The 24,917-nt window shown below is 57.9% G+C and carries 25 protein-coding genes; 15 read left to right on the top strand and 10 right to left on the bottom strand.

The genetic code is table 11. The features are described from left to right. Positions 1 to 95 precede the first annotated feature (95 nt). A complete protein-coding gene (mpl, locus tag AFK62_RS17160) occupies positions 96 to 1,475 on the top strand; it encodes a UDP-N-acetylmuramate:L-alanyl-gamma-D-glutamyl-meso-diaminopimelate ligase (RefSeq protein WP_007678657.1) in 1,380 nt (459 codons plus the stop codon). 57 nt (positions 1,476 to 1,532) lie between these two features. On the opposite strand, the gene AFK62_RS17155 is transcribed toward mpl, so the two are convergent. Further along, positions 1,533 to 2,741 (bottom strand): aldose 1-epimerase family protein, encoded by a 1,209-nt coding sequence (locus AFK62_RS17155; protein WP_007678656.1) that lies wholly within the window; start codon positions 2,739 to 2,741, stop codon positions 1,533 to 1,535. 325 nt (positions 2,742 to 3,066) lie between these two features. Next, complete coding sequence (gene yjgA, locus AFK62_RS17150) at positions 3,067 to 3,615, bottom strand: ribosome biogenesis factor YjgA (protein ID WP_007678653.1); 549 nt, start codon at positions 3,613 to 3,615, stop codon at positions 3,067 to 3,069. Positions 3,616 to 3,721: 106 nt separating this feature from the next. Between yjgA and pmbA the strand changes: the two genes are divergently transcribed. The 11 genes from pmbA to AFK62_RS17095 all read left to right on the top strand — a co-directional run bounded on the left by pmbA (position 3,722) and on the right by AFK62_RS17095 (position 13,341). Next, positions 3,722 to 5,074, top strand: coding sequence for a metalloprotease PmbA (gene pmbA / locus AFK62_RS17145; RefSeq protein ID WP_032984783.1), 1,353 nt, complete (start codon positions 3,722 to 3,724; stop codon positions 5,072 to 5,074). Between the two features lie 57 nt (positions 5,075 to 5,131). Beyond that, positions 5,132 to 5,518 (top strand): cytochrome b562, encoded by a 387-nt coding sequence (gene cybC / locus AFK62_RS17140; protein WP_007678644.1) that lies wholly within the window; start codon positions 5,132 to 5,134, stop codon positions 5,516 to 5,518. Between the two features lie 322 nt (positions 5,519 to 5,840). Next, the gene (locus AFK62_RS17135; RefSeq protein ID WP_007678643.1) at positions 5,841 to 6,164 is read left to right on the top strand and encodes a hypothetical protein; all 324 of its coding nucleotides are present in this window, start codon (positions 5,841 to 5,843) and stop codon (positions 6,162 to 6,164) included. A gap of 16 nt (positions 6,165 to 6,180) precedes the next feature. Next, positions 6,181 to 6,543, top strand: a complete 363-nt coding sequence (locus tag AFK62_RS17130; protein ID WP_007678642.1) for an SFCGS family glycine-rich protein — start codon at positions 6,181 to 6,183, stop codon at positions 6,541 to 6,543. Positions 6,544 to 6,546: 3 nt separating this feature from the next. After that, positions 6,547 to 6,849 (top strand): DUF4312 family protein, encoded by a 303-nt coding sequence (locus tag AFK62_RS17125; protein WP_007678640.1) that lies wholly within the window; start codon positions 6,547 to 6,549, stop codon positions 6,847 to 6,849. A 22-nt stretch (positions 6,850 to 6,871) separates the two neighbouring features. Then, complete coding sequence (locus tag AFK62_RS17120; RefSeq protein WP_007678638.1) at positions 6,872 to 7,648, top strand: DUF4311 domain-containing protein; 777 nt, start codon at positions 6,872 to 6,874, stop codon at positions 7,646 to 7,648. A gap of 10 nt (positions 7,649 to 7,658) precedes the next feature. Beyond that, positions 7,659 to 8,303 (top strand): DUF4310 family protein, encoded by a 645-nt coding sequence (locus AFK62_RS17115; RefSeq protein ID WP_007678634.1) that lies wholly within the window; start codon positions 7,659 to 7,661, stop codon positions 8,301 to 8,303. A 40-nt stretch (positions 8,304 to 8,343) separates the two neighbouring features. Next, complete coding sequence (locus AFK62_RS17110; protein ID WP_007678632.1) at positions 8,344 to 9,477, top strand: amidohydrolase/deacetylase family metallohydrolase; 1,134 nt, start codon at positions 8,344 to 8,346, stop codon at positions 9,475 to 9,477. After that, entirely contained in the window at positions 9,461 to 10,579 is a 1,119-nt protein-coding gene (locus AFK62_RS17105; protein WP_007678629.1) for a DgaE family pyridoxal phosphate-dependent ammonia lyase, read from the top strand. The genes AFK62_RS17110 and AFK62_RS17105 overlap by 17 nt, the downstream gene beginning before the upstream one ends. Then, positions 10,576 to 11,316, top strand: a complete 741-nt coding sequence (dagF, locus tag AFK62_RS17100; protein WP_007678627.1) for a 2-dehydro-3-deoxy-phosphogluconate aldolase — start codon at positions 10,576 to 10,578, stop codon at positions 11,314 to 11,316. The genes AFK62_RS17105 and dagF overlap by 4 nt, the downstream gene beginning before the upstream one ends. A 114-nt stretch (positions 11,317 to 11,430) precedes the next feature. Next, positions 11,431 to 13,341, top strand: coding sequence for a BglG family transcription antiterminator (locus AFK62_RS17095; RefSeq protein WP_007678625.1), 1,911 nt, complete (start codon positions 11,431 to 11,433; stop codon positions 13,339 to 13,341). 55 nt (positions 13,342 to 13,396) lie between these two features. Here the strand turns inward: AFK62_RS17095 and nrdG are convergent, their stop codons facing one another. The 3 genes from nrdG to AFK62_RS17080 all read right to left on the bottom strand — a co-directional run bounded on the left by nrdG (position 13,397) and on the right by AFK62_RS17080 (position 17,368). Next, on the bottom strand, positions 13,397 to 13,861 hold the full coding sequence (nrdG, locus tag AFK62_RS17090; RefSeq protein ID WP_007678624.1) for an anaerobic ribonucleoside-triphosphate reductase-activating protein: 465 nt from the start codon (positions 13,859 to 13,861) through the stop codon (positions 13,397 to 13,399). Positions 13,862 to 14,053: 192 nt separating this feature from the next. Further along, positions 14,054 to 16,189 (bottom strand): anaerobic ribonucleoside-triphosphate reductase, encoded by a 2,136-nt coding sequence (gene nrdD, locus AFK62_RS17085; RefSeq protein ID WP_053532054.1) that lies wholly within the window; start codon positions 16,187 to 16,189, stop codon positions 14,054 to 14,056. Between the two features lie 297 nt (positions 16,190 to 16,486). Continuing rightward, complete coding sequence (locus tag AFK62_RS17080; RefSeq protein WP_007678622.1) at positions 16,487 to 17,368, bottom strand: LysR family transcriptional regulator; 882 nt, start codon at positions 17,366 to 17,368, stop codon at positions 16,487 to 16,489. 102 nt (positions 17,369 to 17,470) lie between these two features. Here AFK62_RS17080 and AFK62_RS17075 point away from each other — a divergent pair, with 102 nt between their 5' ends. Then, entirely contained in the window at positions 17,471 to 18,001 is a 531-nt protein-coding gene (locus tag AFK62_RS17075) for an NAD(P)H-dependent oxidoreductase (RefSeq protein ID WP_007678621.1), read from the top strand. A gap of 28 nt (positions 18,002 to 18,029) precedes the next feature. Here the strand turns inward: AFK62_RS17075 and treC are convergent, their stop codons facing one another. From treC to AFK62_RS17055, 4 genes are all read right to left on the bottom strand, one after another. Beyond that, positions 18,030 to 19,685 carry an alpha,alpha-phosphotrehalase gene (gene treC / locus AFK62_RS17070; protein ID WP_007678620.1) on the bottom strand — a complete coding sequence of 552 codons (1,656 nt, stop codon included), beginning with the start codon at positions 19,683 to 19,685 and terminating at the stop codon, positions 18,030 to 18,032. A 60-nt stretch (positions 19,686 to 19,745) separates the two neighbouring features. Then, positions 19,746 to 21,164, bottom strand: coding sequence for a PTS trehalose transporter subunit IIBC (gene treB / locus AFK62_RS17065; protein WP_053532053.1), 1,419 nt, complete (start codon positions 21,162 to 21,164; stop codon positions 19,746 to 19,748). A 134-nt stretch (positions 21,165 to 21,298) separates the two neighbouring features. Then, positions 21,299 to 22,246 (bottom strand): trehalose operon repressor TreR, encoded by a 948-nt coding sequence (treR, locus tag AFK62_RS17060; protein ID WP_032984782.1) that lies wholly within the window; start codon positions 22,244 to 22,246, stop codon positions 21,299 to 21,301. Between the two features lie 250 nt (positions 22,247 to 22,496). Next, positions 22,497 to 23,126: a TetR/AcrR family transcriptional regulator gene (locus AFK62_RS17055; protein ID WP_007678616.1), complete on the bottom strand. Its 630-nt coding sequence runs from the start codon at positions 23,124 to 23,126 to the stop codon at positions 22,497 to 22,499. Between the two features lie 189 nt (positions 23,127 to 23,315). Between AFK62_RS17055 and grxB the strand changes: the two genes are divergently transcribed. Continuing rightward, positions 23,316 to 23,951: a glutaredoxin 2 gene (gene grxB, locus AFK62_RS17050; RefSeq protein WP_053532052.1), complete on the top strand. Its 636-nt coding sequence runs from the start codon at positions 23,316 to 23,318 to the stop codon at positions 23,949 to 23,951. A 62-nt stretch (positions 23,952 to 24,013) separates the two neighbouring features. Further along, complete coding sequence (locus AFK62_RS17045) at positions 24,014 to 24,316, top strand: putative quinol monooxygenase (RefSeq protein ID WP_007678592.1); 303 nt, start codon at positions 24,014 to 24,016, stop codon at positions 24,314 to 24,316. 57 nt (positions 24,317 to 24,373) lie between these two features. Here AFK62_RS17045 and AFK62_RS17040 read toward each other — a convergent pair whose 3' ends face one another. Then, positions 24,374 to 24,883 carry a DUF3828 domain-containing protein gene (locus AFK62_RS17040; protein ID WP_007678588.1) on the bottom strand — a complete coding sequence of 170 codons (510 nt, stop codon included), beginning with the start codon at positions 24,881 to 24,883 and terminating at the stop codon, positions 24,374 to 24,376. Positions 24,884 to 24,917: the final 34 nt, after the last annotated feature.

Below are 24,917 nucleotides of genomic sequence, written 5' to 3'. Positions count from 1 at the left end.
ATCGCGCCAGCAAAATGCGGATTATCCTGAAATGCATTTATTCGGCCCGCTTCATACAGGTAGAATGTGCCTCAGTTTTAATAAGGACTGTACCTATGCGTATTCATATACTGGGAATTTGCGGCACATTTATGGGCGGCGTGGCAATGCTGGCGCGCTCGCTGGGTCATGAAGTGACGGGCTCGGACGCCAACGTCTATCCGCCGATGAGTACCCTGCTGGAAAAGCAAGGGATCGACTTAATTCAGGGCTATGACGCCTCGCAGCTGGAGCCGCGCCCGGATCTCGTGGTGATCGGCAACGCCATGACGCGCGGCAATCCGTGCGTCGAGGCTGTGCTGGAGCAGGGCATTCCTTATATGTCCGGCCCGCAGTGGCTGCACGATTTCGTCCTGCGCGACCGCTGGGTCGTGGCGGTGGCGGGCACCCACGGTAAAACCACCACGGCAGGCATGGCGACCTGGATTCTGGAAGCCTGCGGCTACAAGCCGGGTTTTGTCATCGGCGGCGTGCCGGGCAATTTTGACGTCTCCGCGCGTCTCGGTGAAAGCCCGTTCTTCGTCATCGAAGCGGACGAATATGACTGCGCGTTCTTTGATAAACGCTCGAAGTTCGTTCACTACGCGCCGCGTACGCTGGTGCTGAACAACCTTGAATTCGACCATGCCGATATCTTTGACGATCTGAAAGCTATCCAGAAGCAATTCCACCACCTTGTGCGCATCGTGCCAGGGCAGGGGAAAATCATCTGGCCTGAAAACGACATTAACCTGAAACAGGTCATGGCGATGGGCTGCTGGAGCGAGCAGGAGCAGATTGGCGAGCAGGGCCGCTGGCAGGCGAAAAAGCTCACCAACGACGCCTCGAAATGGGAAGTCTGGCTGGATGGCGAATGTGTAGGCCAGGTCGAGTGGCAACTGGTGGGCGAGCACAACATGCATAATGGGCTGGCGGCCATCGCTGCGGCGCGCCACGTGGGCGTGACGCCTGCTGATGCCGCGCAGGCGCTCGGTTCATTCGTTAACGCCCGCCGCCGCCTTGAACTGCGTGGCGAAGCCAACGGCGTGACCGTTTATGATGATTTCGCACATCATCCGACCGCTATTCTCGCCACGCTCGCTGCCCTGCGCGGCAAGGTGGGCGGCACCGCGCGCATCATTGCGGTGCTGGAGCCGCGCTCCAACACCATGAAAATGGGCGTCTGCAAAGACGATTTGGCGCCGTCGCTTGGGCGTGCCGACGAAGTCTTCCTGTTCCAGCCGCACCACATTCCGTGGCAGGTGGCGGAAGTGGCGGACGCCTGCATTCAGCCTGCGCACTGGAGCGCCGATATCGACACGCTGGTCGAGATGATTACCAAAACCGCGCAGCCGGGCGATCACATCCTGGTGATGAGTAACGGCGGTTTCGGCGGTATTCATCAGAAGCTCCTGGATGCGCTTTCGAAAAAAGCCGAGCTGGCCTCTGCGCGCTAAGCGTCTTCTCCCATAAAAAAAGCCTCCGCATGCGGAGGCTTTTTTACAGGCCCGCCGTTATTCTGTGGCGATCGGCGTTTCTTCCTGTGTTGTCGGTTTGTCACCCTGGATCTGCGCGATACGTTTTTCAACGTCTGATACCTGCTGGGCGTTATGCAGCAGCGTATAGGTCAGCTCAAAGCGCGTGCTTTCGCCCGGTGCCAGTTGCTTCACGCGTTTTTGTTCGCGCTCGATAGTGACCGGGTAGGCGTAGCTGGTGCCAGGTTCAATACCCGTCACATAGCCCTGTTTCAGCGTGTCGGTGTTTTTCCACATCGTCAGCACAGGCAACTGCGTCAGGTTAAAGCTAATCGCCGCGCCTTTATCGCCCGCTTTGTTCACCACGGCAGCGACACTCTGATGATTTGCGTCACCAAGCGGCGTCAGGTTAAAGACCATTTCGTCAAAGCCTTTCGTCGGTCCGCTGTAAGTGTTCCAGGTTTTCAGGCCGCCTTTGGCGTAGTCGTTAAACGGACTGACTTTCGCCGCCGGTGCGATAAAGCGCGCGCCTTCTTCCAGAATCGGCTGGCCGAAGTTGCTGTGATAGATAATCTGGTAGTCGTGCGGATAATCCGCGTGGTTCGTCAGCACGTCGTTCAGGCTAAAACTGTTGCTGCCCGGCACGTAGCGCAGCTCGGTCATGGTTTGCAGGTCCGCTTTTTTGAACGTGCTCTCTTTCAGCAGCCCACGCACTTTGATTTCATACGGCGCCGTCTCACTCACTTCTACTTCCACGCGTGAGGCAGGCGTATTGCCCGCTTTACCATGCAGCGTGTACAGCTGCCCGTCTGCACGCGTGGGGTGACCGGTCCATTCATAACCGCAACGCACCATCATCTCGTTGAAGCCTTCCAGCCAGCCAAGCCCGTTGCGGCTCTCCAGGTTGATAAAGGCCGGATTGACCACCTCTTTTACCGGCGAATCCCAGCCCATCCGCACGCCAAAGCCGTCAGCATGCAGCAGGTTCATGCCGCGCGTCGGGCTTAAGGCGATAGTCAGGCCATTTTTGCTGGTAATGGTGATGATTTTGCTGCCTTCCTGTTTGCCGCCGTGCAGGACTTTTTGCTCAATGCTGAACGGCGAGCCGGACAGCTTCAGCTTTTCACTGCTGATCTGCCAGTTTCCTTTGTCGACGCCCTGTTCAGCATCGGTCAGCACCCAGGTTTGCGCGCTCGCCTGAGCGCAAATCAGCAGGGCAAGCGGGGTAAACCATACAATTTTGTTCATCTTTTCGTCCTTTTAGCTGAATCGATTTTAGTTGTGCCTGTGAAGCCTGGCGTATCGGGCGAAAAGAAAACGTGATCGCTTTCAACTGTCCAAAAAAAGGCGTTTTAAGCGCATATAGATGTGAGATAGATAGGGTTTTTTAAGAAAATGTAAGTGATAAGACGGTCATTAATGTGAAGTTGAATGCTTTTTGCTTTAACGATTCAGCTAATGAGGGGGTAAACGCAGAAGATAAAGGCGCGTACGGATAGCCGGGTGAAAAAGCATAGCGAAAAGGAATAGATAACAGGAAAACAGCTCAGGCAACGCCTGAGCCGGGAGGAGATTATTCGCCTTCTGCAAGCTCACGCAGATACTGGAAGATCAGGCGTGCGGATTTCGGCGGTTTATTGCCTTCTTTCTCTTTCTTAGCGTTGCGGATGAGCGAACGCAGCTGCTGGCGATCTGCCTGCGGCCACAGATTCAGTACATCCGGCACCGCGTCGTCGCCTTCTTCAATCAGACGGTCACGCAGTTGCTCCAGTTTATGGAACAGCGCCACCTGCTGGTTATGGCGGTTTTTCAGTTTATCCAGCGCCTGGCGGATCGGCTCGTCGTCACGCTGACGCAGCATTTTACCGATAAGCTGCATCTGGCGACGGCGGCCTTCTTTCTTAATACGCTGCGCCAGTTCAATGGCCGCGCGCAGATCTTCATCCAGCGGAATTTTATCCAGCGCGTTTTTCCCAAGATCAACCAGCTCGGCGCCGAGGCGCTTCAGCTCTTCGGCGTCGCGTTTAATCTCACTTTTGCTGACCCAGATAATCTCATCATCATCGTCGTCGTTTTCGTTATCGGGCACTTCATCGAGCCAGTCATCGGGCTGCTTTGTCATCTCAGGCTCCTCAAAAAAAGAGGCTAATACTACCAGTTAAGGCGCGCACTGCGAAATGGTTCTCTGTTAGACTCACAAAATGTGGCTTTGAATTTCACCTTACATTATGGCACTCGCGATGAAAGTAATCACACAAGTTGAAGCGCAGCGCAAAGCGCTGGAACAGGCGGTTTCTCAGGCGCTGGAGCTGGCGTCCGGCAAGTCGGACGGCGCGGAAGTGGCGGTCAGCAAAACGACCGGTATCAGCGTCAGCACCCGCTACGGTGAGGTGGAGAATGTTGAATTTAATAGCGATGGTGCGCTCGGCATCACGGTTTATCATCAAAACCGCAAAGGCAGCGCCTCCTCGACCGATTTAAGCCCGGACGCGATCGCCCGCACCGTACAGGCCGCGCTGGATATTGCCCGTTATACCTCCCCAGACCCGTGCGCGGGTGTGGCGGAAAAAGATCTGCTGGCTTTCGAAGCACCCGATTTAGACCTCTTCCATCCGGCGGAAATCGAGCCAGAGCAGGCTATCGACTATGCCGCACGCGCCGAGCAAGCCTCCCTGAAGGCAGATAAGCGCATCACCAACACGGAAGGCGGCAGTTTTAATAGCCATTACGGTATTAAAGTTTTCGGTAACAGCCACGGCATGCTGCAAAGTTACTGCTCTTCGCGCCACTCGCTCTCCAGTTGTGTTATCGCAGAAGAAAATGGCGATATGGAGCGCGATTACGCCTACACCATTGGCCGCGCGCTGGGCGATCTGGAATCGCCGGAGTGGGTGGGTGAAGAGTGCGCCCGTCGCACGCTGTCGCGCCTTTCCCCGCGCAAGCTGCCGACCATGAAAGCGCCGGTCATTTTCGGGCGCGAAGTGGCAACCGGGCTGTTCGGTCATCTGGTCGGCGCCATCAGCGGCGGCGCAGTCTACCGCAAATCCACCTTCCTGCTCGATTCGCTCGGTAAGCAGATCCTGCCGGAATGGCTGACCATTGAAGAGCATCCGCACCTGCTGAAGGGCCTCGCCTCAACGCCGTTCGACAGCGAAGGCGTGGCGACATCGCGCCGCGACATTATCAAAGACGGCGTGCTGCAACAATGGCTGCTCACCAACTATTCTGCGCGCAAGCTGGGGCTTAAAAGCACCGGTCATGCGGGCGGCATCCATAACTGGCGCATCAAGGGGCGCGGCCTGAGCTTTGAGCAACTGCTGAAAGAGATGGGCACCGGCCTTGTGGTCACCGAGCTGATGGGCCAGGGTGTCAGTGGCATCACCGGCGATTATTCGCGCGGCGCGGCGGGCTTCTGGGTCGAAAATGGCGAAATCCAGTATCCGGTGAGCGAGATCACCATTGCCGGCAACCTCAAAGAGATGTGGCGCAATATGGTTACCATTGGTGACGATATTGAAACACGTAGCAATATTCAGTGTGGTTCAGTACTGCTGCCGGAGATGAAAATCGCCGGCGAGTAAGGCAAGGGCGCCCGTTGCGGCGCCTTTTTTTCGTCATAACAATAAAAAGGTGAGTCAATGCGTAAGCAAGCGTTAGCGATGTTAGCGGTCTCCTCTCTGTTGTTCACCAGCGCCGCGGCGTGGGCGGATCTGGAAGACAACATGGACACCCTGAATGAAAACCTGAAAGTCGTCCAGAAAACCAACGACGCGGCGGAAATGAAAACGGCGCTCACGAAAATGCGTGAAGCTGCGCTGGACGCCAAAAAAGAAACCCCGCCGAAGCTTGAAGATAAACCGGCTGACAGCCCCGAAATGAAAGATTTCCGCCACGGGCTCGACACGCTGGTGGGCCAGATTGACGGCGCGCTGAAGCTTGTTGATGAAGGCAAAATCAAAGAGGCACAGGCCAGCGCCGAAGAATTCAAAACGACCCGTAATACCTACCACAAGAAATACCGCTAAACCCCTTTCTACGCGGCGGTTCGCCGCCGCGTTCCCGCACGCTGCGTAGGCCATAAGCAACGCTTATCAATCGCCGCATTGACGAGTTACCCCACAAGCCCGTTATTTTCTTTTTCTTTCGTCCGCCACGTACGCTGGTGACATTCATCACATTTATGTAGTGGTTTATAACCATTCACGGCCTTTATGTGGAACAGATCACTGCCGCCGTTCTCCTTTCCACTTCGAAGTGGAAAACAACTCGCTACAAACCTTTAACACCCACCGTTACTGTGAACTCAGCGCAATTAACCTGAGATGCAGAGTGAATAACGGAGCGGTAATGAACAACGCCGGATGTCAACACACGGAACGCGCTGCTGCGCTTGCCGAGCGGATGCTTGGCGAAGTCTACGCGCTACTCGACCGCCACCAGATAACGCCTAATGCCGTGCAGCAGCAGATGCTCAGCTCGCACGTAAGGGCGATGGCGCACCGTTCGGTAACGGGTGAGCCGCTGCCGGAGGTCGAAGAGAGCCTTTTCGATGAAATCTCCCCGGCGGCTATGGCGCTCGCGCGCGACATCGTGGCGCAGTTTGGCAATTTGCCTGATGAAGAGGCCTGGCTTTTGTCGGTGCACTTCGAGGTAGCGAAAGAGAATGTTTAACCTTCAGGAGCGAACCATGGCACAGATTACGGTAGTGATTGGCGATCGTCTGGGTAAAGGTCAGAAAGTGGCGGCGGGTGTGGAAAAAGCAGGCGGGCGTGCCGTTGTGGTGCCGGGCGTGGCGGCTGATATGAAGCTTGGCGACGTCATGAAAACCGAAGGCGCGACGTTCGGCATCTCGTTTTGCGGCAGCGGCGGCGCAGGCGCCATTACCGCGCAAACCAAACATGGCTACAAAGCCAAATATGGCATGCGTTCGGTGGAAGAGGGTGTCACCGCCATCAACGAGGGCTGCAACGTGCTGGGCTTCGGTTTTATGGATAAAGAAGAGCTGGGCGAGCGCCTGGTGGAAGCCTGGAAAAAGAAATACGGCGCATAACGTATGAAAGAACAGTACACCACCACGGTGAGGGTGAAAGGCAAAGGCGAGGCGCGCCCGCGAGCATTTGCCGATGCCCTGAATCAAGTACAGGCGGCGGTGATGAAAGCCTCGCCGCACATCTTACTGCGTATTGAGCCACAGGATGTGCAGGTTGTTCATGCGCGGGAAACGGTGCGCAAAGAAGCGTTTCTGTTCTTCTTTTTGCGCCGGGAACGACGGGCTTTCAGCGTGGAGCTGGACGTGACCGTCAACGTGACCGCCATCAATCTCGACAAGGTGGATTTCGTCACGCAACACAGCTGATCGTTACTATAAGGGCAGACGAATGTTCCTGATAATATTAATAAAATCGCTCATTATCGGCGGCCTTGTGGGCGTCGGCGTGGGCGCCGGGGCCGCACGCATGTTTCATGCGCCCACCACGCAGGGGATGGGTGCTTTTCGTACGCTAGGCGAGCTAAACGCCTGCGAAGGCGATCCGGCCTCGCATTTCTCCTTTGGGTTAGGGTTTTTCTTTAACGCCTGGGCCTCGTCCGTTGCGGCGGGCGCTTTCACGCAGGATGTCGATCACCGCATTATTCCCAACTGGGGAGCGGCGGCGCTGATGGTGAAAAACCGCAATCTCGGTGAAACCCTCCACGACCCGAAAAAAATGGCCATCGCCTGTGGGCTTATCGGCATGGTGGTCGTGGCCTTCCTTAATACGACGGCGTCTGCGGTGCCGGAGGCGTTGCAGGTGACGGCCGTCAAAGTGCTGGTGCCTGCCGCCAACCTGCTGGTGAACACCGTCATGCCGGTGATTTTCTGGCTGGCCGCCATCGACGCCGGTAAAAAATCGGGCTTCTGGGCGACGGTCTTTGGCGGTGCGGCGCAACTCATCATGGGCAACGCCGTTCCGGGTCTCGTGCTCGGTATTCTCATCGGAAAAGGCGTTGAAGAGAGCGGCTGGAACCGCGTCACCAAAGTGATGATGGGCGCCATTGTGCTGCTGTTCGTGCTGAGCGCTTTCTTCCGTGGGTTCGATATGAAAATGATGGATGCTTTCCATCTGGCCGTGCCGGACTGGCTCAGTCTTATCCACAACTCGCTGAGCGGCAAATAAGGAGCGCATGATGGAAGAAAATAAAGGTTTCTGGTACGCCGACTGGTCATTCCCGATTTTCGTCGGCCTGCTCTCTGCAGGCGTGTTCGCCGGGACACACATGTACTACCTCTACGGCATCGGCGCCTTTAATGAAGTGGCGTTCGTGGCGATGCTCAAGGCCGGGATCGACACGGGCGTTTACGGCGCTGTCGCGGCATTCGGAGCGAGCTTCCTCTTTGCGCGCATTATCGAAGGCTCGCTGGTAGGCATCCTGGATATTGGCGGTGCTATCCAGACCGGCGTGGGGCTGGGCGTACCGGCGCTGCTACTCGGCGCGGGTTTCGTCTTCCCGGTGGCGAATTTTGCCGCCTCGCTGGTGACCGGGCTGCTGATAGGCCTCGCCATCGGTTACGTCATCATCCTGGCGCGCAAATTCACCATCAACCAGAGCGATTCCACCTACGGCGCAGACGTCATGATGGGCGCAGGCAACGCCTCCGGGCGCTTCCTTGGGCCGCTTATCATCCTGAGCGCGATGGCCGCATCAATTCCTATCGGCATCGGCTCGCTGCTGGGCGCGTTGCTCTTTTACCTCTGGCAGAAGCCCATCACCGGCGGGGCGATTCTCGGCGCGATGATCCTGGGATCGCTGTTCCCGGTCGCGATTGGTTAACCATGCGGGTGCTGCAGCGCCCGCGCTCTAAGGAGACGCTATGTTTGACCTGATTCTGCGTCAGGCGCGGCTGGTGGACGACACGCTTTCGGATATCGCCATCAAAGACGGCAAAATCGCCGCGCTTGGCACGGTCAGCGGCGAGGCGCGTGAAACCCGCGTGCTGAACGGGGAGTACTACGTCAGCCCCGGCTGGATAGACCTGCACGTGCACTGTTATCCCAAATCGCCGCTTTACCACGATGAGCCGGACGCGGTGGGCATCGCGACGGGCGTCACTACCGTTGTGGATGCGGGCAGCACCGGCGCGAATGACATTGACGATTTCCGGGCGCTGACGCGCGGCGTGGTCACGGAGGTGCTGGCACTGCTGAACGTCTCTAAGGTCGGGCTTATCACCCAGAACGAGCTGGCGGATATGGCCAATATCGACGCCGCTGCCGCGCGCGAGGCGATTGCGCGCCATCCCGATTTCATCGTCGGGCTGAAGGCGCGCATGAGCAGCAGCGTCGTGGGTGATAACGGTATTGCGCCGCTTGAGCGCGCGAAAGCTATTCAACAGGAGAACGGCAATTTGCCGTTGATGGTGCATATCGGCAACGGCCCTCCGCCGCTTGATGAGATAGCGGCGCGGCTTTCCGGGGGCGACATCATCACTCACTGCTTCAACGGCAAGCCGAACCGTATCCTGACGCCGCAGGGCGCACTGCGTGCGAGCATCAGCGATGCGCTGCGCCGCGGCGTGCGGCTGGATGTGGGACACGGCAGCGCCAGTTTCAGCTTTGCCGTGGCGCAGCAGGCTATCGCGTTGGGCATTCTGCCGTACACCATTAGCTCTGACATTTACTGTCGCAACCGCATTAATGGCCCGGTGAGAAGCCTCGCGCATGTCATGGCGAAGTTTCTCGCCATCGGGCTGTCGCTGCCGCAGGTGATCGACTGCGTAACGGTGCACGCCGCAACGGTGCTGCGGCTTGCAAACAAAGGGCGTCTGCTGCCGGGCGCGGATGCCGATCTGACGATTTTCGACCTGCGCCGCCAGCCGGTGCGGTTTACCGATGCCGGCGACCAGGGCCTGCAGGGCGAACATTTACTGGTGCCGCTCGCCGCTGTGCGGGCGGGCGTCTGGCATATGACCGAACAAGGGAGCGTGGAACATGCCTTCAGTCTATGAAAAATATGATTTGAAACAGGTGATTAACGCCTCCGGGCGGATGACGATTTTAGGCGTCTCGACGCCGCGCCCGGCTGTTATTGAGGCGGTCACGGAGGGGCTTCATCACTATTTCGAGATAAAAGATCTGGTGAATAAAACCGGCGCTTACATTGCGGCATTACTGGGCGTCGAAGCAGCGACAGTGGTTTCCTGCGCCTCGGCGGGGCTCGCGCAGTCCGTGGCGGCCGTGCTGGTGAAAGAGAGCGACTGGCTGCTGGAAAATCTGCATACCACAGCGATTGAGCAAAACGAGATTGTGCTGGCGAAGGGCCATAACGTGAATTACGGCGCGCCGGTCGGCACGATGGTGGCGATGGGCGGCGGAAGGGTCGTGGAGGCGGGTTACGCCAATGAATGTTCCGCAAGCCAGCTCGCCGCCGCGATTACGCCGCGCACGGCGGCGATCCTCTACGTTAAATCGCACCACTGCGTGCAAAAAAGCATGTTGAGCGTGGAGCAAGCCGCCGCGGTGGCAAAGGATCATCAGTTGCCGCTTATCGTCGATGCCGCCGCCGAAGAGAATTTGCAGGGCTACTACCGCGCGGGCGCAGATCTGGTGATTTACAGCGGCGCGAAGGCTATCGAAGGGCCGACCAGCGGCCTGGTGCTCGGTAAAGCGCAGTATGTTGAGTGGGTGAAACGCCAGGCGAACGGCATCGGACGTGCCATGAAAGTCGGCAAAGAGGGCATCCTCGGCCTGACCTGCGCCATCGAACACTACCTCAGCACGCCCAAAGAGAGCGGCCAGGAGATGGTCGCCAGAATGACCCCGTTTATCGAACAACTCAACACGCTGCCTGGCGTGACGGCCCGAGTGGTCTGGGACAGCGCGGGGCGCGACATTGCTCGCTGCGAAATCACCTTCGACGATGCCACGACCGGCATCCACACCGGCGAGCTGGTCAGCGCGCTGAAGCAGGGCGAATACGCCATCTATTTTCGCGGCTACAAAGCCAATGAAGGCATTATTGAAGCCGATGTACGCAGCGTCAGCGCTGCGCAGCTGGATATTGTTTTTCGCCGCATTCGCGACGTGCTGACCCAGGAGACAACCGCATGAGACTCACCCCGAACTTTTACCGCGATCGCGTGTGTCTGAACGTGCTGGCCGGCTCGAAGGAAAACGCGAGCGCGGTATATGAAGCCGCCGAAGGCCATGTGCTGGTGGGCGTGCTGTCCAAAAATTATCCTGACGTGGTGAGCGCCGTGGCGGACATGCGCGACTATGCGTCGCGTATTGATAACGCGCTGTCGTTAGGGCTTGGCGCAGGTGATCCGAACCAGTCGGCGATGGTCAGCGCCATCGCGCGGGAGTTGCAGCCGCAGCATGTGAATCAGGTCTTTACCGGCGTGGGCGCAAGCCGCGCGCTGCTGGGGCAGGGTGAGACGGTCGTTAATGGTCTCGTGTCGCCTGCCGGCACGCCGGGATGGGTAAAAATCTCAACCGGCCCGCTCAGTCACGCTGCACCCGATGGCATCGTGCCGGTAGAAACCGCCATTGCTTTGCTTAAGGATATGGGAGGGAGCTCGATAAAATATTTCCCGATGGGCGGGCTTGCCTGCCGCGACGAGTATCAGGCGGTGGCGCAAGCCTGCGCGCGGCATGACTTCTGGCTGGAGCCCACCGGCGGCATTGATCTTGATAATTTTGCGGACATTCTGCGCATCGCGCTGGAGGCGGGAGTAAGTAAAGTGATCCCGCATATTTACAGCTCGATTATCGACAGCGCCAGCGGCGAGACGCGCCCTGAGGATGTGCGCCGTCTGCTGACCATCACCCGTGAATGGGTGGGCTAAGCGCGCCGCAGGTTAAGGCTGGAGAATATATTTATCACCGTGATAAATATATTCCCTGATCCTGAGGCCGTCTGCGGGTGCGATGGCGCGCCCGTGTAACGAGAGGAAACCGGTGTGCGATTCCCAAGTCAACGTCTGTCCCAGTTGTTTGATCTCCTGCAAAACGAGGCGCTGCCGCAGGATGAGCTGGCGCGCCGGTTAAACGTCACGACGCGCACCGTGCGCGCAGATATCAGCGCGCTCAATGCATTGCTGTGCCAGCATGGCGTTCAACTGGTGCTTAACCGTGGCTGCGGTTATCAGCTCAATGTTAACGATCCATGTCGCTACCAGGCGTTGCAGGCGAGCCGCCCGAAAGCGCTGCGTATTCCGCGTACCGCGCCTGAACGTGTGCACTATCTGGCGGTGCGTTTCCTGACTGCCGCATTTTCTCTGAAGCTTGAGGATCTGGCGCAGGAATGGTTCGTCAGCCGCGCCACGCTGCAAAACGACATGGCGGAAGTGCGCGATCTGTTTATGCGCTACAACCTGACGCTGGAAACCCGCCCGCGTCACGGCATGAAGCTTTTCGGCAGCGAGATGGCGCTGCGCGCCTGTCTGACGGACCTGCTCTGGCAGCTCGCCCAGCAGGACAGCGCAAACCCTCTTCTGACCGAAGAAGCGCTGAACGTGGGCGTGCAGGAGCGGCTCAGCGACAGCCTGCCTGCGATTTTCGCCCGTTCGCGTCTGCGTTTTACCGACGAGGGCGAGCAGTTTATCCGGCTCTACTGCGCGGTGGCGGTGCGGCGTATCAGCGAGGGCTATCCGCTGCCGGACTTCGTGGTGGATGATGTGGATGAGAACGTGCGTAGCGCGGCGCGCGATATTGCCTCGCTGCTGCAAGCGCTGTGCAGCAAGCCGTTATCCGAGGCGGAAGAGAACTGGCTACGGGTGCATATCGCTGCGCGTCAGGTACAGGAGCTGGAGCCGAGCGCCATCAGCGCCGACGACGCCGAGGCGCTGGCGGGTTACATTCTGCGCTATATCAACACGCACTATAACTACAACCTGCTGACCGATGAGCAGTTGCGCGCCGATCTGCTGACCCATATCCGCACCATGATCACCCGCGTGCGCTACCAGATAAATATTCCTAACCCGCTGCTTGGCAACATTAAGCAGCACTATCCCATGGCCTGGGATATGACGCTCGCGGCGGTCTCCGGCTGGGGAAAATACACGCCTTACACCATCAGCGAAAACGAAGTGGGTTTTCTGGTGCTGCATATCGGCGTAGGGCTGGAGCGCCACTACAACGTTGGTTACCAGCGCAATCCCCGCGTGTTGCTGGTCTGCGATACGGGCAACTCGACGGTACGCATGATCCAGTCAATGTTGTTGCGTAAATACCCGCAGCTGGAAGTCAGTGAAATCGCATCACTTCGCGATTATGAACAGCGTGGCGCGATTGCCGAGGATTTTGTGATTTCCACGGTGCGAGTGCCGGAAAAAGACAAGCCGGTGGTGGTAATGTCGCCATTCCCGACCGATTTCCAGCTGGAGCAGATAGGCAAGCTGGTGCTGGTGGACAGAACCCGTCCCTGGATGCTCGAAAAGTATTTCGACGCCCGGCATTTTCGCGTGGTGGATACGCCGCTGACGCAACAGGCGCTTTTTACGCAACTGTGCGCGGAGCTTGAGCAGGACGGGTATGTGGGCGCTGATTTCCTGCCCTCCGTCGTGGAGCGTGAGGCGATTGTCAGCACCCTGCTTGGCGACGGCATTGCGCTGCCGCACTCGCTGGGGCTGATGGCGCGCAAAACGGTGGTTTATACCGTCCTGGCACCGCAGGGGATTGCCTGGGGCGAGGAGACGGCGCACGTGATTTTCCTGCTCGCCATCAGCAAGCGCGAATATGAAGAGGCGATGACGATTTACGATCTGTTTGTGACGTTTTTGCGTGAACGTGCGGCACAGCGGCTGCAGACATGCCGCGATTTTGCCAGTTTTCACGCGGTGGCGATGGAGAGTCTGACCCGGTTTTAAGCGCAGTGTTCTGAAGCAGGTGGCGTATCGCCACCGGATAACGTCGCCGCTGCGCTCAGCGCAACCGGTGAATGATCTGGTTACTGCTGCCGCGCCAGATAAGCGCAGGATCTTTCAAATCCTGTACGAACTTGCCATCCACCAGCACGTTGATAAGGTTCACTACTTCACGCTGGGCATCGTTAAGCTCGTCAATCTTATAACCCGTCCAGACCCAGATATCTTTACCGGGGCAGTCGGCACGCACGCGTTGCACCAGATGCAGGATGGTCGGTACGTTTTGCGGATGCAGCGGATCGCCGCCGGAAAGCGACAACCCCTGGCGTTTGACACGGGTGTCGTTCAGGTCGTTAATGATGCGGCTTTCTATCTCGTCTGTGAACGGCACACCGGAATTAAGCCGCCAGGTGCTTTTGTTATAGCAGCCCGCGCATTCATGAACGCAGCCTGCCACAAAGAGCGTGCAGCGGGTGCCGGGGCCGTTAACGACATCAACCGGGTAGTATTGGTGATAATTCATTTCGCTTCTCAATTGACGCCATAGCGGTGTTGGCTGCGCGCATTCGCCCCGGTCACTTACTGGAGTAAGCTTCCGGGGACTCGCGCGCTTGCCGCCTTGCTCTGACGCCAATTGCTTTGCGAAACCGCTTCTCAATTGACGCCATAGCGGCGTTGGCGGGTGCGCTTTGCTTACCCGCCGTGACGCACAGTGTTAACCCAACTGGCCGTTGCCGAGGTGCTTCACGCGGCGCTTCACTTCTTCCTGCTTCCCGGCGTTAAACGGACGGGCGTCGGGGCTGCCAAGATAACCGCACACGCGGCGGGTAACGGAAACGCGCGTGGCGTCATGATTGCCGCATTTCGGGCAGGTAAACCCTTTGCTGGTGCATTCAAATTCGCCGGTAAAGCCACATTCGTAACATTCGTCAATCGGCGTATTAGTGCCGTAATACGGCACATGGTGATAGCTGTAATCCCACACGTCTTCCAGCGCCTTGAGGTTATGCTGCAGGTTCGGATATTCGCCGTAACAGATAAAACCACCATTGGCGAGCGGCGGATAAGGCGCCTCAAAATCAATTTTGTCGTAAGGATTCACCTTCTTCTCCACGTCCAGGTGGAAGCTGTTGGTGTAATAGCCTTTATCGGTGACGCCCGGCACTACGCCAAACTCGGCGGTATCAATCCGGCAGAAACGGTCGCACAGGTTTTCGCTCGGCGTGCTGTAGAGGCTAAAACCGTAGCCGGTTTCCGCTTTCCACGTCTCCACCGCCTTGCGCAGACGCTCGACGATAGCGATACCTTTGGCGCGCAGCGCGTCGCTGTCATACACGTGCTGATTGCCGGAAAGGGCGTTAATGGTTTCGTGAATACCGATATACCCGAGCGAAATCGACGCGCGGCCGTTTTTGAAAATCTCTGAAATATCGTCATCGGGTTTCAGGCGCACGCCGCACGCGCCTTCCATATAAAGAATGGGCGCCACGCGCGCTTTCACGCCTTCCAGACGCGCAATACGCGTCATCAGCGCTTTGCGCGCAAGCTTCAGGCGCTCATCCAGTAACGACCAGAATGCGTTTTCATCACCTTTTGCCTCCAGCGCGATACGCGGCAGGTTAAGGCTTATCACGCCGAGGTTATTACGCCCGTCGTGGATCTGCTCGCCATTCTCCTCGTAAATGCCAAGGAAACTGCGGCAACCCATCGGCGTTTTAAACGAGCCGGTGACTTTCACCACCTGGTCGTAGTTGAGGATATCCGGGTACATACGCTTGCTCGCGCACTCCAGCGCCAGCTGTTTGATATCGTAGTTAGGATCGCCAAATTTGTGGTTCAGGCCGTCGCGGATAGCAAACACCAGTTTCGGGAATACGGCCGTTTTATGGTTTTTACCAAGGCCCGCGATGCGGTTGCGTAAAATCGAACTCTGGATAAGGCGCGACTCCCAGCAGGTGCCAAGACCGAACCCGAAGGTGACAAACGGCGTCTGGCCGTTGGCGGTGTGCAGCGTGTTCACTTCATATTCCAGCGACTGGAACGCGTCGTAACACTCTTTTTCGGTACGGGCGCGGGCGTAGCCTTCCGCATCGGCAATCTGCCACTCTTCGGCGACCTGACGATGTTTGTCGTAGCTTGCCGTTACAAAGGGTGCCAGCACTTCATCGATACGGTTGATGGTGGTGCCGCCGTAAATATGGCTCGCCACCTGCGCGATGATCTGCGCGGTCACGGCCGTGGCGGTCGAGATCGATTTTGGCGGCTCAATCTCGGCGTTGCCCATTTTAAAACCCTGCGTCAGCATGCCTTTCAGGTCTATCAGCATGCAGTTGAACATCGGGAAGAAGGGCGAATAGTCGAGGTCGTGATAGTGGATTTCGCCGCGTTCGTGGGCCTGAACAACATCACGCGGCAGCAGATACTGGCGTGCGTAATGACGCGCAACGATGCCCGCCAGCAGGTCGCGCTGTGTCGGGATCACTTTACTGTCTTTATTGGCATTTTCGTTCAGGAGCGCCGAGTTAGTCTGCTCGACGAGACCGCGGATCTCTTTGTTAAGGCGGCCCTGTTTTTCACGCGCGATATCGCGGTCATGGCGATACTCAATATAGGCGCGCGCCAGCTGTTTGTAGTTGCCCGCCATCAGCTGGTTTTCTACCGCCGTCTGGATTTCGTGAATATCCACTTCCCGACGATGCTGCATCTGGTTGCTGACGATTTCCGCGACGGTGGCGCAATAGTCTGCGTCATCGACTCCCGCTGCCTGCGCTGCACGAAGAATCGCTTCGTGAATGCGCGCTGAATTGAAAGGCACTTTGCACCCGTCTCGTTTCACTACATGCGGTGTCATGATCACTCCATATTAAGCACAGGTTATCCACAGAAACTCCGTCGCGCGGCGCGAGGTATATTCATCGAATAAACCATCGGTAACGTCGGAGCTGGCCCGTTTTATCCACAGCTGAGCATAGGTTTCAGTCACGCTGGATTGCTGAAAGATTAGGCTAAAAATACAAGATATTGGGCCGCGGGGGATTTTAATGTCTATATATAGTGATTTGCATCAAACAAGTTTGCGTTTTTATTGATGCAGGACAAAGCAAAGCGGCGAGCGCGCTTACCGTCTGCGCTGACGCCCGCGAAATATTTACGCCGTGAATTTTTCAGTTAAAAAATCAACAAATGCCCGCACGCGCGGTGCCAGCCGGTGGTGCGGGTATTTTACCCAGAGCGGCTGCGGCGCGGGCCAGTGCGCAGTCATCAGCGGCACCAGACGGCCTGCGGCAAGGGGCGGCGCCAGATACCAGTCGGCGAGCGAGACAATGCCCATATCCGCCAGCGCGGCATCGACCAGTACGTCAGGAAACGTGCTGATAAGAAACGCGTGCTGCTCTTCCATCGCCAGTTCGTCAGCCAGCCAGCTTTGCAGTTTGCCGGTGCCGGGATTACGGTGCACCAGGCAGCGGTGATGCAGCAGATCCTGCGGCTGTTCTGGCGTACCAAAACGCGCCAGATAAGCCGGCGAGGCGGCAAGCATCATGCGCATGGGACGAATTTCACGCGTGACGACCCGGCTGTCCTGCACGGTACGCTGGCCGATAGCAACGTCGATCCGCTCGCCAATCAGATTTACGCGGCGCGGATCCATCGCCAGATCCAGCCGCACGCGCGGGTAGCGCGCCTGAAACGCGGGCAGTTCCGGCATCAGCCGGTAGCGGCCAAAGCCCGGGATCACGCTGACGCGCACCAGCCCCTGCGGCTCATCGGCGGGTTTTTCCAGTGCCTGATTGAGCGCGTGCCACAACGGGGCGACCTGGTCGCGCAGCGCTGCGCCTTCTTCCGTTAGCACGACAAAATGGGTGTTGCGCTGAAACAGCACGCGGCCGAGACGTGCCTCAAGCTGGCGCACGCTTTTGCTGATGGCGGCTGGCGTCACGCCGAGAAGGCGCGCAGCGGCGGAAAAACTCTGGCTCTGGGCGGCAGCCAGAAAGGCCGGCAGCAGGCGATGCACATCAGAAGTAAGCGTCATGGTTGATACCTTTGGTTGAAACAGATATGCCCGGAACCGCGCTACAGGTTAACCCTGCATCATGCCAACATTACCTCAACATCATCGTTGAGGAGAGCAGAAATGAAAAAAGTACTGGTACTGGCGGGCCATCGTTATCCGGATAAATCCCGCGTCAACCATGCCGCCATCGAGGCGCTGAAGGCGCTGCCGCAGGTGACGGTGCATGAACTGATGCGTGAATACCCGGATTTTACTATCGACGTGAAGCGCGAGCAGGCATTGCTGCTGTCGCATGATGCAGTGGTGATGCTGTTTCCGTTCTGGTGGTACAGCGCGCCTGCGATTCTGAAAGAGTGGCAGGATCACGTGCTGGAACACGGGTTTGCCTACGGCAGCGGCGGCGACCGCCTGCACGGCAAGCCGCTAATGCTGATGGTCTCGACCGGCGGTAACGCCGCGGCGTATTCTCCGCAGGGTTATAACCGCTACCCGATAGACGAGTTTTGGTTGCCGTTCAATGCAATGGCTAACATGACCGGTATGGTCTGGCAGGAACCGGCGCTTATCCAGGGGACGCATGTACTGAGCGACGCTGACCTGGATGCCGGTATTGCCGGGTGGTTAAGCCGCGTCAACGCGCTCATCGGTTAACGTAGCCCGGCAGCGCGCCGGGCCAGCTTTACGATTGCAGCCAGATGACGGCTTCAAACGGGCGCAGGTTTATTTCGCCAGGCGCCGGGGCGGCATCGGGGTAGTTGCTCATCAGCGTCTGCCACTCGCCGGTGAAGTCGCCCGGCGTGCACCAGTGCGCTTCACGCGAAAGATTCGCCACAACGACCATCTGCTGGCCCTGCCATTCACGGCGATAGCACCACAGGTAAGGGTGCCCGGCGAGCAGATCCTGATAGTCGCCCCAGGTGAAAATCGGGTGTGCTTTGCGAAGCGCAATGAGCTTCTGGTAGGCGTAAAAGACCGAATCCGGATCTTCAAGCGCGCGGGCGGCGTTGATCTCGCGGTAGTTATCGCAAAGGCCGATCCACGGCGTGCCGGTGGTGAATCCGCCGTTGTCGCTGTCATCCCACTGCATCGGTGTGCGGCCGTTGTCACGCGATTTGCTGGCGAGGATCGCAAGCAGCGTTTCAGGGCTTTGACCCTGCGCGCGCCGTTCGGCGAACATGTTGTGGCTCTCCACATCGCGATAGTCAACGATGCGGGTAAAATGCGGGTTGGTCATGCCAAGCTCTTCACCCTGATAGATATAGGGCGTGCCCTGCATACCGTGCAGCACCATCGCGAGCATCTTCGCGGCAGGCACGCGTAACGCGCCTTCATCGCCGAAGCGCGAGACGATGCGCGGCTGATCGTGGTTACACCAGAACAGCGCGTTCCACGCCACGTTATGCATACCCTGCTGCCAGTGGTTAAAAATCGCTTTGAGCGCGACGAAATCAGGCTGCGCCAGCGTCCATTTCTGCCCGTTTGGGTAATCCACTTTCAGGTGATGAAAATTAAACGTCATCGACAGCTCATGGCCTTCCAGCGCGGCGTAGCGCTGGCAGTTTTCAAGCGTTGTCGAGGACATTTCCCCAACGGTCATCAGCCCGCGCGGCACGAACACATCGCGGCTCAGCTCCTGTAAATAGTCGTGAATACGCGGGCCATCGGTGTAAAACCGTCGTCCGTCGCCCCGATCGTCTGCCGGGAAATCCTGATCTTTAGAAATCAGGTTGATCACATCCAGTCGCAGACCGTCGACGCCGCGATCGGCCCAGAATTCGCAGACCTTTTTTACCTCGTCGCGCACCTGCGGGTTTTCCCAGTTGAGATCCGCTTGTTCAGGCGCAAACAGGTGCAAATAGTACTGGCCGCTCTCCGCGTGCCAGCGCCAGGCACTGCCCCCGAATTTCGATCGCCAGTTATTTGGGGCTTCTTCAGGCGTGCCGTCGCGCCAGATGTAGAAATTGCGGTGCGCGCTCTCGCGCGTCAGCGCGTCATGAAACCAGGCGTGCTGGGTCGAGGTATGATTAAACACCATGTCCAGCACCACGCGAATACCGCGGGCGTGCGCCTCGGACACCAGCGTGTCGAACTCATCCAGCGTACCGTAAGCCGGATCGATAGCGGTGTAGTTCGCCACGTCATAGCCATTATCCACCTGCGGCGAGAGATAAAACGGCGTAAGCCAGATGGCATCGATGCCGAGCGTGTGCAGATAATCGAGACGCTGGATGACGCCCGCCAGATCGCCGGTGCCGTTACCGGAGGTATCCTGAAAGCTCTTCGGGTAGATCTGGTAAATGACCCCGTTTTGCCACCAGGGCAAAGTTTTATTCATAACGCCTTCCTGCTGTTGCTGAAGGGGAGCGCCGAAACGCTCCCCGCACCATCCTAAAAGTTAGACGACTAATAACGTTCCCTGACGAGATTTTCGCTTATAGAGGAAGGTCGTCAGGATGAAAGGAACAATGATTGCCACCAGCATCGCCATACCGAACACTTCCCAGTAGTCGGGCTGGATAGAGAGAATGGCAGGCAGACCGCCGACGCCGATACCGTTCGCTACCACGCCGCTTAAGCCGCACAACAGCCCCGCAAGACCCGCGCCCACCATGCCGCACAGCATTGGGAAGCGATATTTCATGTTGATGCCGTACATGGCAGGCTCGGTCACGCCGAGATAGGCCGAAATGGCCGCCGGAACGGAGATTTCACGTTCGTTATGTTTACGGCTGGTCATGATGATGCCCATTACTGCCGAGCCCTGAGCAATGTTCGACAACGCAATGATCGGCCACACCGGCGTACCGCCCATGCTCTGGATCATCTGCATATCAACGGCAAGTGTGGTCTGATGAACGCCGGTGATGACCAGCGGTGCGTAGAGGAAGCCAAACAGCGCGCCGCCGATGGGTGCAAAGGGGCCGGTCATCAGATGACGAACGCCGAACGCCACGCCGTCGCCGATAAGACGCCCGAACGGGCCGATAAGCGCATGCGCCAGAAACACGGCGAGCAGCAGCGAACAGACCGGTACCACAACCAGATAAAGGTAATCCGGCACCAGACGTTTGAGGCGTATTTCAATCATGCCGAGCGCGAGACCGGCCAGCAGCGCCGGGATCACCTGCGCCTGATAGCCAACCTTCGCGATGGTAAAGAGCCCGAAATTCCATACCTCCGGCGTTTGCTGGCCGAGCAGATACGCGTTCATCAATTGTGGCGAGACCAGCGTGACGCCAAGCACGATCCCGAGGATCGGCGTGCCGCCCATTTTTTTCACCGCCGACCAGCAGATCCCAACCGGCAGGTAGAAGAAAATCGCCTCGCCGATAAGCCATAAAAAGTCATAAACGGTGTTGAGCGCGGGGAACATCTGCGCCAGCGTTTTGCCGTCGTGCATCGGCACGTCGCCAATGACGTTACGAAAGCCGAGCACCAGACCGCCGCTAATCAGCGCGGGTAGCAGCGGGAAGAAAATTTCGGCGAAGTGGGAGATAAGTCGCTCATGCCATTTCATGTTCTGGCGCGCGGCCAGTTTCGCCTGATCTTTGCTCGCGGCACTGTGACCGCTGGTCGCGATAAGCGCCTGGTAGTAATCGCCAACGTTGGTGCCAATCACCACCTGAAACTGCCCGGCGTTGGTAAAACAGCCCTTTACCATCGGCAGCTGTTCGATGGCTTTCGGATCGGCATTAGACGGCTGGTTTAGTACAAAGCGCAGGCGGGTAATACAGTGGCTGACGGTCGCGATATTCTCACGGCCGCCCACCAGTTCTATCAGTTTATCGATATCCTGTTGGTTTACTTTGCTCATGATGAAGCCCTGTCGCAGAGGTAGGTATGAGGCGCGGATGGCCTGTGGCGCAGAGTAACGAGTAACGGTGTGGGCGTGAACGGGAACGTTCCCGAAAACAGAGCGCGATCACAATAAACGTGGTGCGGGTGAATTCAGTCAAGATGGGCAGGGATCACGATTTCGCAGGGATCGGCGCGACGGGTAATCTGATCGATAAGCTGTTTTGCCGCGGCGCGACCGGCTTCGCCATACCCCGGATCGACCGCGATCGCTTCAGGATGCAGGAATTTCAGCAGCGGTGTGTTGCCGACGCTTGCCAGCTGAACCGGCTCGCCGCGGTGTTGCTGGAGGTATTTACTGGCGCCGATGGCGAGGGTATCCGTGGCGCAGACCAGGGCGGTGGTCTCATCACGCAGCACGTCAGCGACATGGTCGTAGCCCTGTTTCATTGCAAGTCCTGGCAGCGTATCGCACGGTGTCAACGCATGCTCCTCGCAAAAGGCGAGGTACGCCTCGTGACGGCGCTTGCCGGTTGTGGTATCGCTGTGCGGCACGCCAAGATAGCTGATGTGCCGGTGGCCCTTGTCATAAAGACGCTGCATCAGCAGACGTATCGCACCGTCGTCCTCGTAACAGACCGACGCGAAGCCTGGCACGTCGCGCGCCATTAACACCAGCGACGTCTGCCAGGCAGCGCTCAGCGCCTCGTTGACGCCGGTAAAGCCAAACAAAATCACGCCGTCGATATGGCGGCGGCTCAGCACGCCCAGATGCTCCTGCACCAGCGCCGGAGAAAAACGGCTCTCCAGCATGATAGGATCGTAACCCTGCTCATAAAGCGCTGGCAGCATCGTCTGTACCGCCAGATTTTCCGACAGCGAATCCAGACGCGTCACCATAATCGCCACCACTTTATCGCTCTGTCCACGCATCGCGCGCGCCGAGCGGGAAGGGGAGAAACCGTGCTGGCGCATCACCGCCTCGACCTTTTCACGGGTGCGTTCACTGACGCCGCTCTCATTATTCAGCACGCGCGAGACCGTGGATTTCCCCACGCCGCTTAAGCGTGCAATATCTTTAATCGTGAGACGGTGTTGCATCGTCCATTCCTCTGGCTGGCGGGTGTGAAAGCGATAACGCGTTAAGTTAATGCGCTGTGTTTTACGTGCAATGGGTAAAATCTGGTTTCGCAAAGGGCACCGCACGGCGGCGGTACACGGAAACGGTCGTGACGATAAGCGAAGCGGCAACCCGTATCTTCGCCGATGGCTTTTGGCTTATCAATCATCGCGCTGCGGTTTTGTGCGCGCGGTTTGTCAGGTATACGTGACAGGCGGGAAAATGGCGAGGCTAAACGGCGGGGGCGTTGTCCTGGGTGTCGCTTCGCATCCAGATGCCTTCGCACAGCAGTTGCGCGCAGCCCAGCGCCAGCGCCTGCGGCTCGGCCTCGTGCGACGGGACGCGCGCCATCTGGTCTATCATGCCGACGCAGCAGCGGGCCATATGCAGCGCGTCTATATCACAGCGAAACATGCCTATCGCCTGTTCCTTCGCAATATTACTGGCAATCCAGCTCGCCAGTGCCGCTTTCGTTTGCGTACAGCCTGGCGGCTGAAAAAAACCAATTTCCGTCAGCGCTTTATCTTCGGCAAGGAAATTCAGCAGCTTGAGAAAGCTCTGTTGGACACTTTTCACCAGCGCTTCGCCCTCGACGCGGGTGCGGATGAGCAGCGTTTCGGTAAGCCGCTCCAGGCGCAGGCGGAACTCGCTCACGAGTTCGTCATAGGCCGCCTCTTTGCTTTCAAAATACAGATAGAACGTCGGCTGGCTCAGGCCGCTTGCCTTCACGATGTTGCTGACTTTTGTACTGTGATAACCAAGCCGCGCGAACTCGGCGCAGGCATGTGTTAACAACCGACGCCGGGTGGCTTCTCCTCGTTTCGGCTTCTGGCTTTCCGGATGGTCGGCATGACTTCGCAAATGATCTCTCCTTGAGGCGGCTAAACGCGCCAGCTTACTGTAAGCCCGACGGTAACGGTATCGCGGCGGGGCTTTTCGTCGCGCTTGTCACGCAAACGCGTTATGTTACTATCGAGTAATGTTACTCATCAGTAGTACTTTTTGCGAGCGATAAATGCTGCCGTCGCCGCGCCCCTCATGGAGAATTGCATGAAGCTGCATATCTACGAGCACTGCCCGTTCTGTGTCCGCGCCCTGATGATTTTCGGTCTGAAAAAGCTGCCTTTCGAGGTGTCAGTCATCATGGAAGGCGATGCTGAAACCCCGACCCGCATGGTGGGGCGCAAGGTCGTGCCGATTCTGGAAAAAGAGGACGGCACGTATATGCCAGAGAGCATGGATATCGTGCGCTACGTTGATGGGCTGACCGGGCCGCGGGTGACCGACGCGCCGGTGGATGAACGTATTCAGGCGTGGTGTGAGTCAGTCTCCACCCCGCTCTTTAACCTGGTTATTCCACGCTTTACCGAGGGGGATTTTGCTGAGCTCGCCACGCCGCAAGCCCGCCGCGCCTATACCGAGCGTGAACAAAACGCCTTTGGCGACCTGGATGCGCTACGCGCGCAGACACCTGTGTTGCTGACGCAGGTTAACGCCAAACTCGCTGAGCTGGAGCCGCTGGTAGCCGGACGGCAGGAAATCGACACCACTGATTTCATTCTCTTCCCGTGGCTTCGCTCGCTCACCATTGTCAAAGGCGCGGCGTTCGGCCCGCAGGTGAGCGCGTATATCGAGCGCGTGTCGGCACAGACTCAGGTGGCGCTGCTAAGCGCGCAGGCGAAATAAGACTCACGCGACGGGCTCTGGCGCGCCGCTTCTCTTTGTAAACATAACTTCAGGAGTACAACATGACCGTTCCGGTAGTGGCTATTTTCGTCAGTAAGCCTGGCAAGGAAGAGACGCTGGAGCAACTGTTCCGCGGCGTTATCGAGAAGACGCACGCCGAAGAGGGCTGCATCATTTATCAGCTCAATCGTGACAGTGAAAACCCGCGCCGCTTTGTCTGGACGGAAGAGTGGGAAAGCCGCGATCTGCTGCAAAAACATCTGCAGTCGGCGCACATTATTCATCTCTTTTCTGAGCTGCCGAAATACATCGAAACCTCAGACGTGATGGTGCTGGATAAACTCGCGGGCGGTCAGGCGAAGTAACGCGGCGCTGACGCAAAAAACGGCTTGCCAGGGGCAAGCCGTTTTTTATGGGGCGAATCAGGGGGAAACCGCATCGCTGTTGGCGCTATCGGCGCGCAGCTGCTGGCTGCTCTCCTGCAACGACCGATAGAGGCTGCCGTTGCCGTTCATGATATCGTCGATGCGCCAGTGGCCTTTCTCGTTGATAAGCGCGAAGCTCTGCGTGGTGGCATCCGGCGAGCTGCGGAACGGGCGGAAGGTAATGGTGGCTTTCGCGTGCGTGGCGTCGCTGTGGGTCACGTTGATTTTATCGACGGCGAGATCGTCCCAGTCCTGGCAATAGCAGATGGGATCGTAATCGAGAAAACCGACTTCACCGCCCGCAAGGCGCGTGTCTTCTTCCACCAGGTTAAGCAGGCGATCGGAGAGGATCTGCTGTTCACCCTGGCTTGTAAAATCCACCGGTTCGTTGCCAGCGGAGTAGCTCTGGTAAAGCGATTTCAGAAATTGCGTCGGGGTCTGCGCGGCCCCTTGCGCCAGCGCGCCGGCGGAAAAAAACAGCATAACTAACGCTAAGCGGTGCTTCATTGGGACTGGTCCTCAAACGTCCGTAAACAGGCTT

The sequence above is a fragment of the Cronobacter condimenti 1330 genome (assembly GCF_001277255.1).
Lineage (GTDB): Bacteria > Pseudomonadota > Gammaproteobacteria > Enterobacterales > Enterobacteriaceae > Cronobacter > Cronobacter condimenti.
The sequence above is the reverse complement of the archived record's forward strand: the minus strand, read 5'-3'. Positions and strand labels throughout refer to the sequence as shown.

What these genes read in the sequence shown, in the direction of transcription:
- AFK62_RS17135 (WP_007678643.1), top strand. Translation starts at nt 5,841, where the DNA reads ATGAACAACGCCGGATGTCAACACACGGAACGCGCTGCTGCGCTTGCC.
- cybC (WP_007678644.1), top strand. Translation starts at nt 5,132, where the DNA reads ATGCGTAAGCAAGCGTTAGCGATGTTAGCGGTCTCCTCTCTGTTGTTC.
- AFK62_RS17080 (WP_007678622.1), bottom strand. Translation starts at nt 17,368, where the DNA reads ATGACGCTTACTTCTGATGTGCATCGCCTGCTGCCGGCCTTTCTGGCT.
- AFK62_RS17115 (WP_007678634.1), top strand. Translation starts at nt 7,659, where the DNA reads ATGGAAGAAAATAAAGGTTTCTGGTACGCCGACTGGTCATTCCCGATT.
- mpl (WP_007678657.1), top strand. Translation starts at nt 96, where the DNA reads ATGCGTATTCATATACTGGGAATTTGCGGCACATTTATGGGCGGCGTG.
- nrdD (WP_053532054.1), bottom strand. Translation starts at nt 16,189, where the DNA reads ATGACACCGCATGTAGTGAAACGAGACGGGTGCAAAGTGCCTTTCAAT.
- AFK62_RS17075 (WP_007678621.1), top strand. Translation starts at nt 17,471, where the DNA reads ATGAAAAAAGTACTGGTACTGGCGGGCCATCGTTATCCGGATAAATCC.
- AFK62_RS17155 (WP_007678656.1), bottom strand. Translation starts at nt 2,741, where the DNA reads ATGAACAAAATTGTATGGTTTACCCCGCTTGCCCTGCTGATTTGCGCT.
- AFK62_RS17130 (WP_007678642.1), top strand. Translation starts at nt 6,181, where the DNA reads ATGGCACAGATTACGGTAGTGATTGGCGATCGTCTGGGTAAAGGTCAG.
- AFK62_RS17040 (WP_007678588.1), bottom strand. Translation starts at nt 24,883, where the DNA reads ATGAAGCACCGCTTAGCGTTAGTTATGCTGTTTTTTTCCGCCGGCGCG.
- treR (WP_032984782.1), bottom strand. Translation starts at nt 22,246, where the DNA reads ATGCAACACCGTCTCACGATTAAAGATATTGCACGCTTAAGCGGCGTG.
- nrdG (WP_007678624.1), bottom strand. Translation starts at nt 13,861, where the DNA reads ATGAATTATCACCAATACTACCCGGTTGATGTCGTTAACGGCCCCGGC.
- AFK62_RS17110 (WP_007678632.1), top strand. Translation starts at nt 8,344, where the DNA reads ATGTTTGACCTGATTCTGCGTCAGGCGCGGCTGGTGGACGACACGCTT.
- treB (WP_053532053.1), bottom strand. Translation starts at nt 21,164, where the DNA reads ATGAGCAAAGTAAACCAACAGGATATCGATAAACTGATAGAACTGGTG.
- pmbA (WP_032984783.1), top strand. Translation starts at nt 3,722, where the DNA reads ATGGCACTCGCGATGAAAGTAATCACACAAGTTGAAGCGCAGCGCAAA.
- AFK62_RS17120 (WP_007678638.1), top strand. Translation starts at nt 6,872, where the DNA reads ATGTTCCTGATAATATTAATAAAATCGCTCATTATCGGCGGCCTTGTG.
- grxB (WP_053532052.1), top strand. Translation starts at nt 23,316, where the DNA reads ATGAAGCTGCATATCTACGAGCACTGCCCGTTCTGTGTCCGCGCCCTG.
- yjgA (WP_007678653.1), bottom strand. Translation starts at nt 3,615, where the DNA reads ATGACAAAGCAGCCCGATGACTGGCTCGATGAAGTGCCCGATAACGAA.
- AFK62_RS17105 (WP_007678629.1), top strand. Translation starts at nt 9,461, where the DNA reads ATGCCTTCAGTCTATGAAAAATATGATTTGAAACAGGTGATTAACGCC.
- dagF (WP_007678627.1), top strand. Translation starts at nt 10,576, where the DNA reads ATGAGACTCACCCCGAACTTTTACCGCGATCGCGTGTGTCTGAACGTG.
- AFK62_RS17125 (WP_007678640.1), top strand. Translation starts at nt 6,547, where the DNA reads ATGAAAGAACAGTACACCACCACGGTGAGGGTGAAAGGCAAAGGCGAG.
- AFK62_RS17045 (WP_007678592.1), top strand. Translation starts at nt 24,014, where the DNA reads ATGACCGTTCCGGTAGTGGCTATTTTCGTCAGTAAGCCTGGCAAGGAA.
- treC (WP_007678620.1), bottom strand. Translation starts at nt 19,685, where the DNA reads ATGAATAAAACTTTGCCCTGGTGGCAAAACGGGGTCATTTACCAGATC.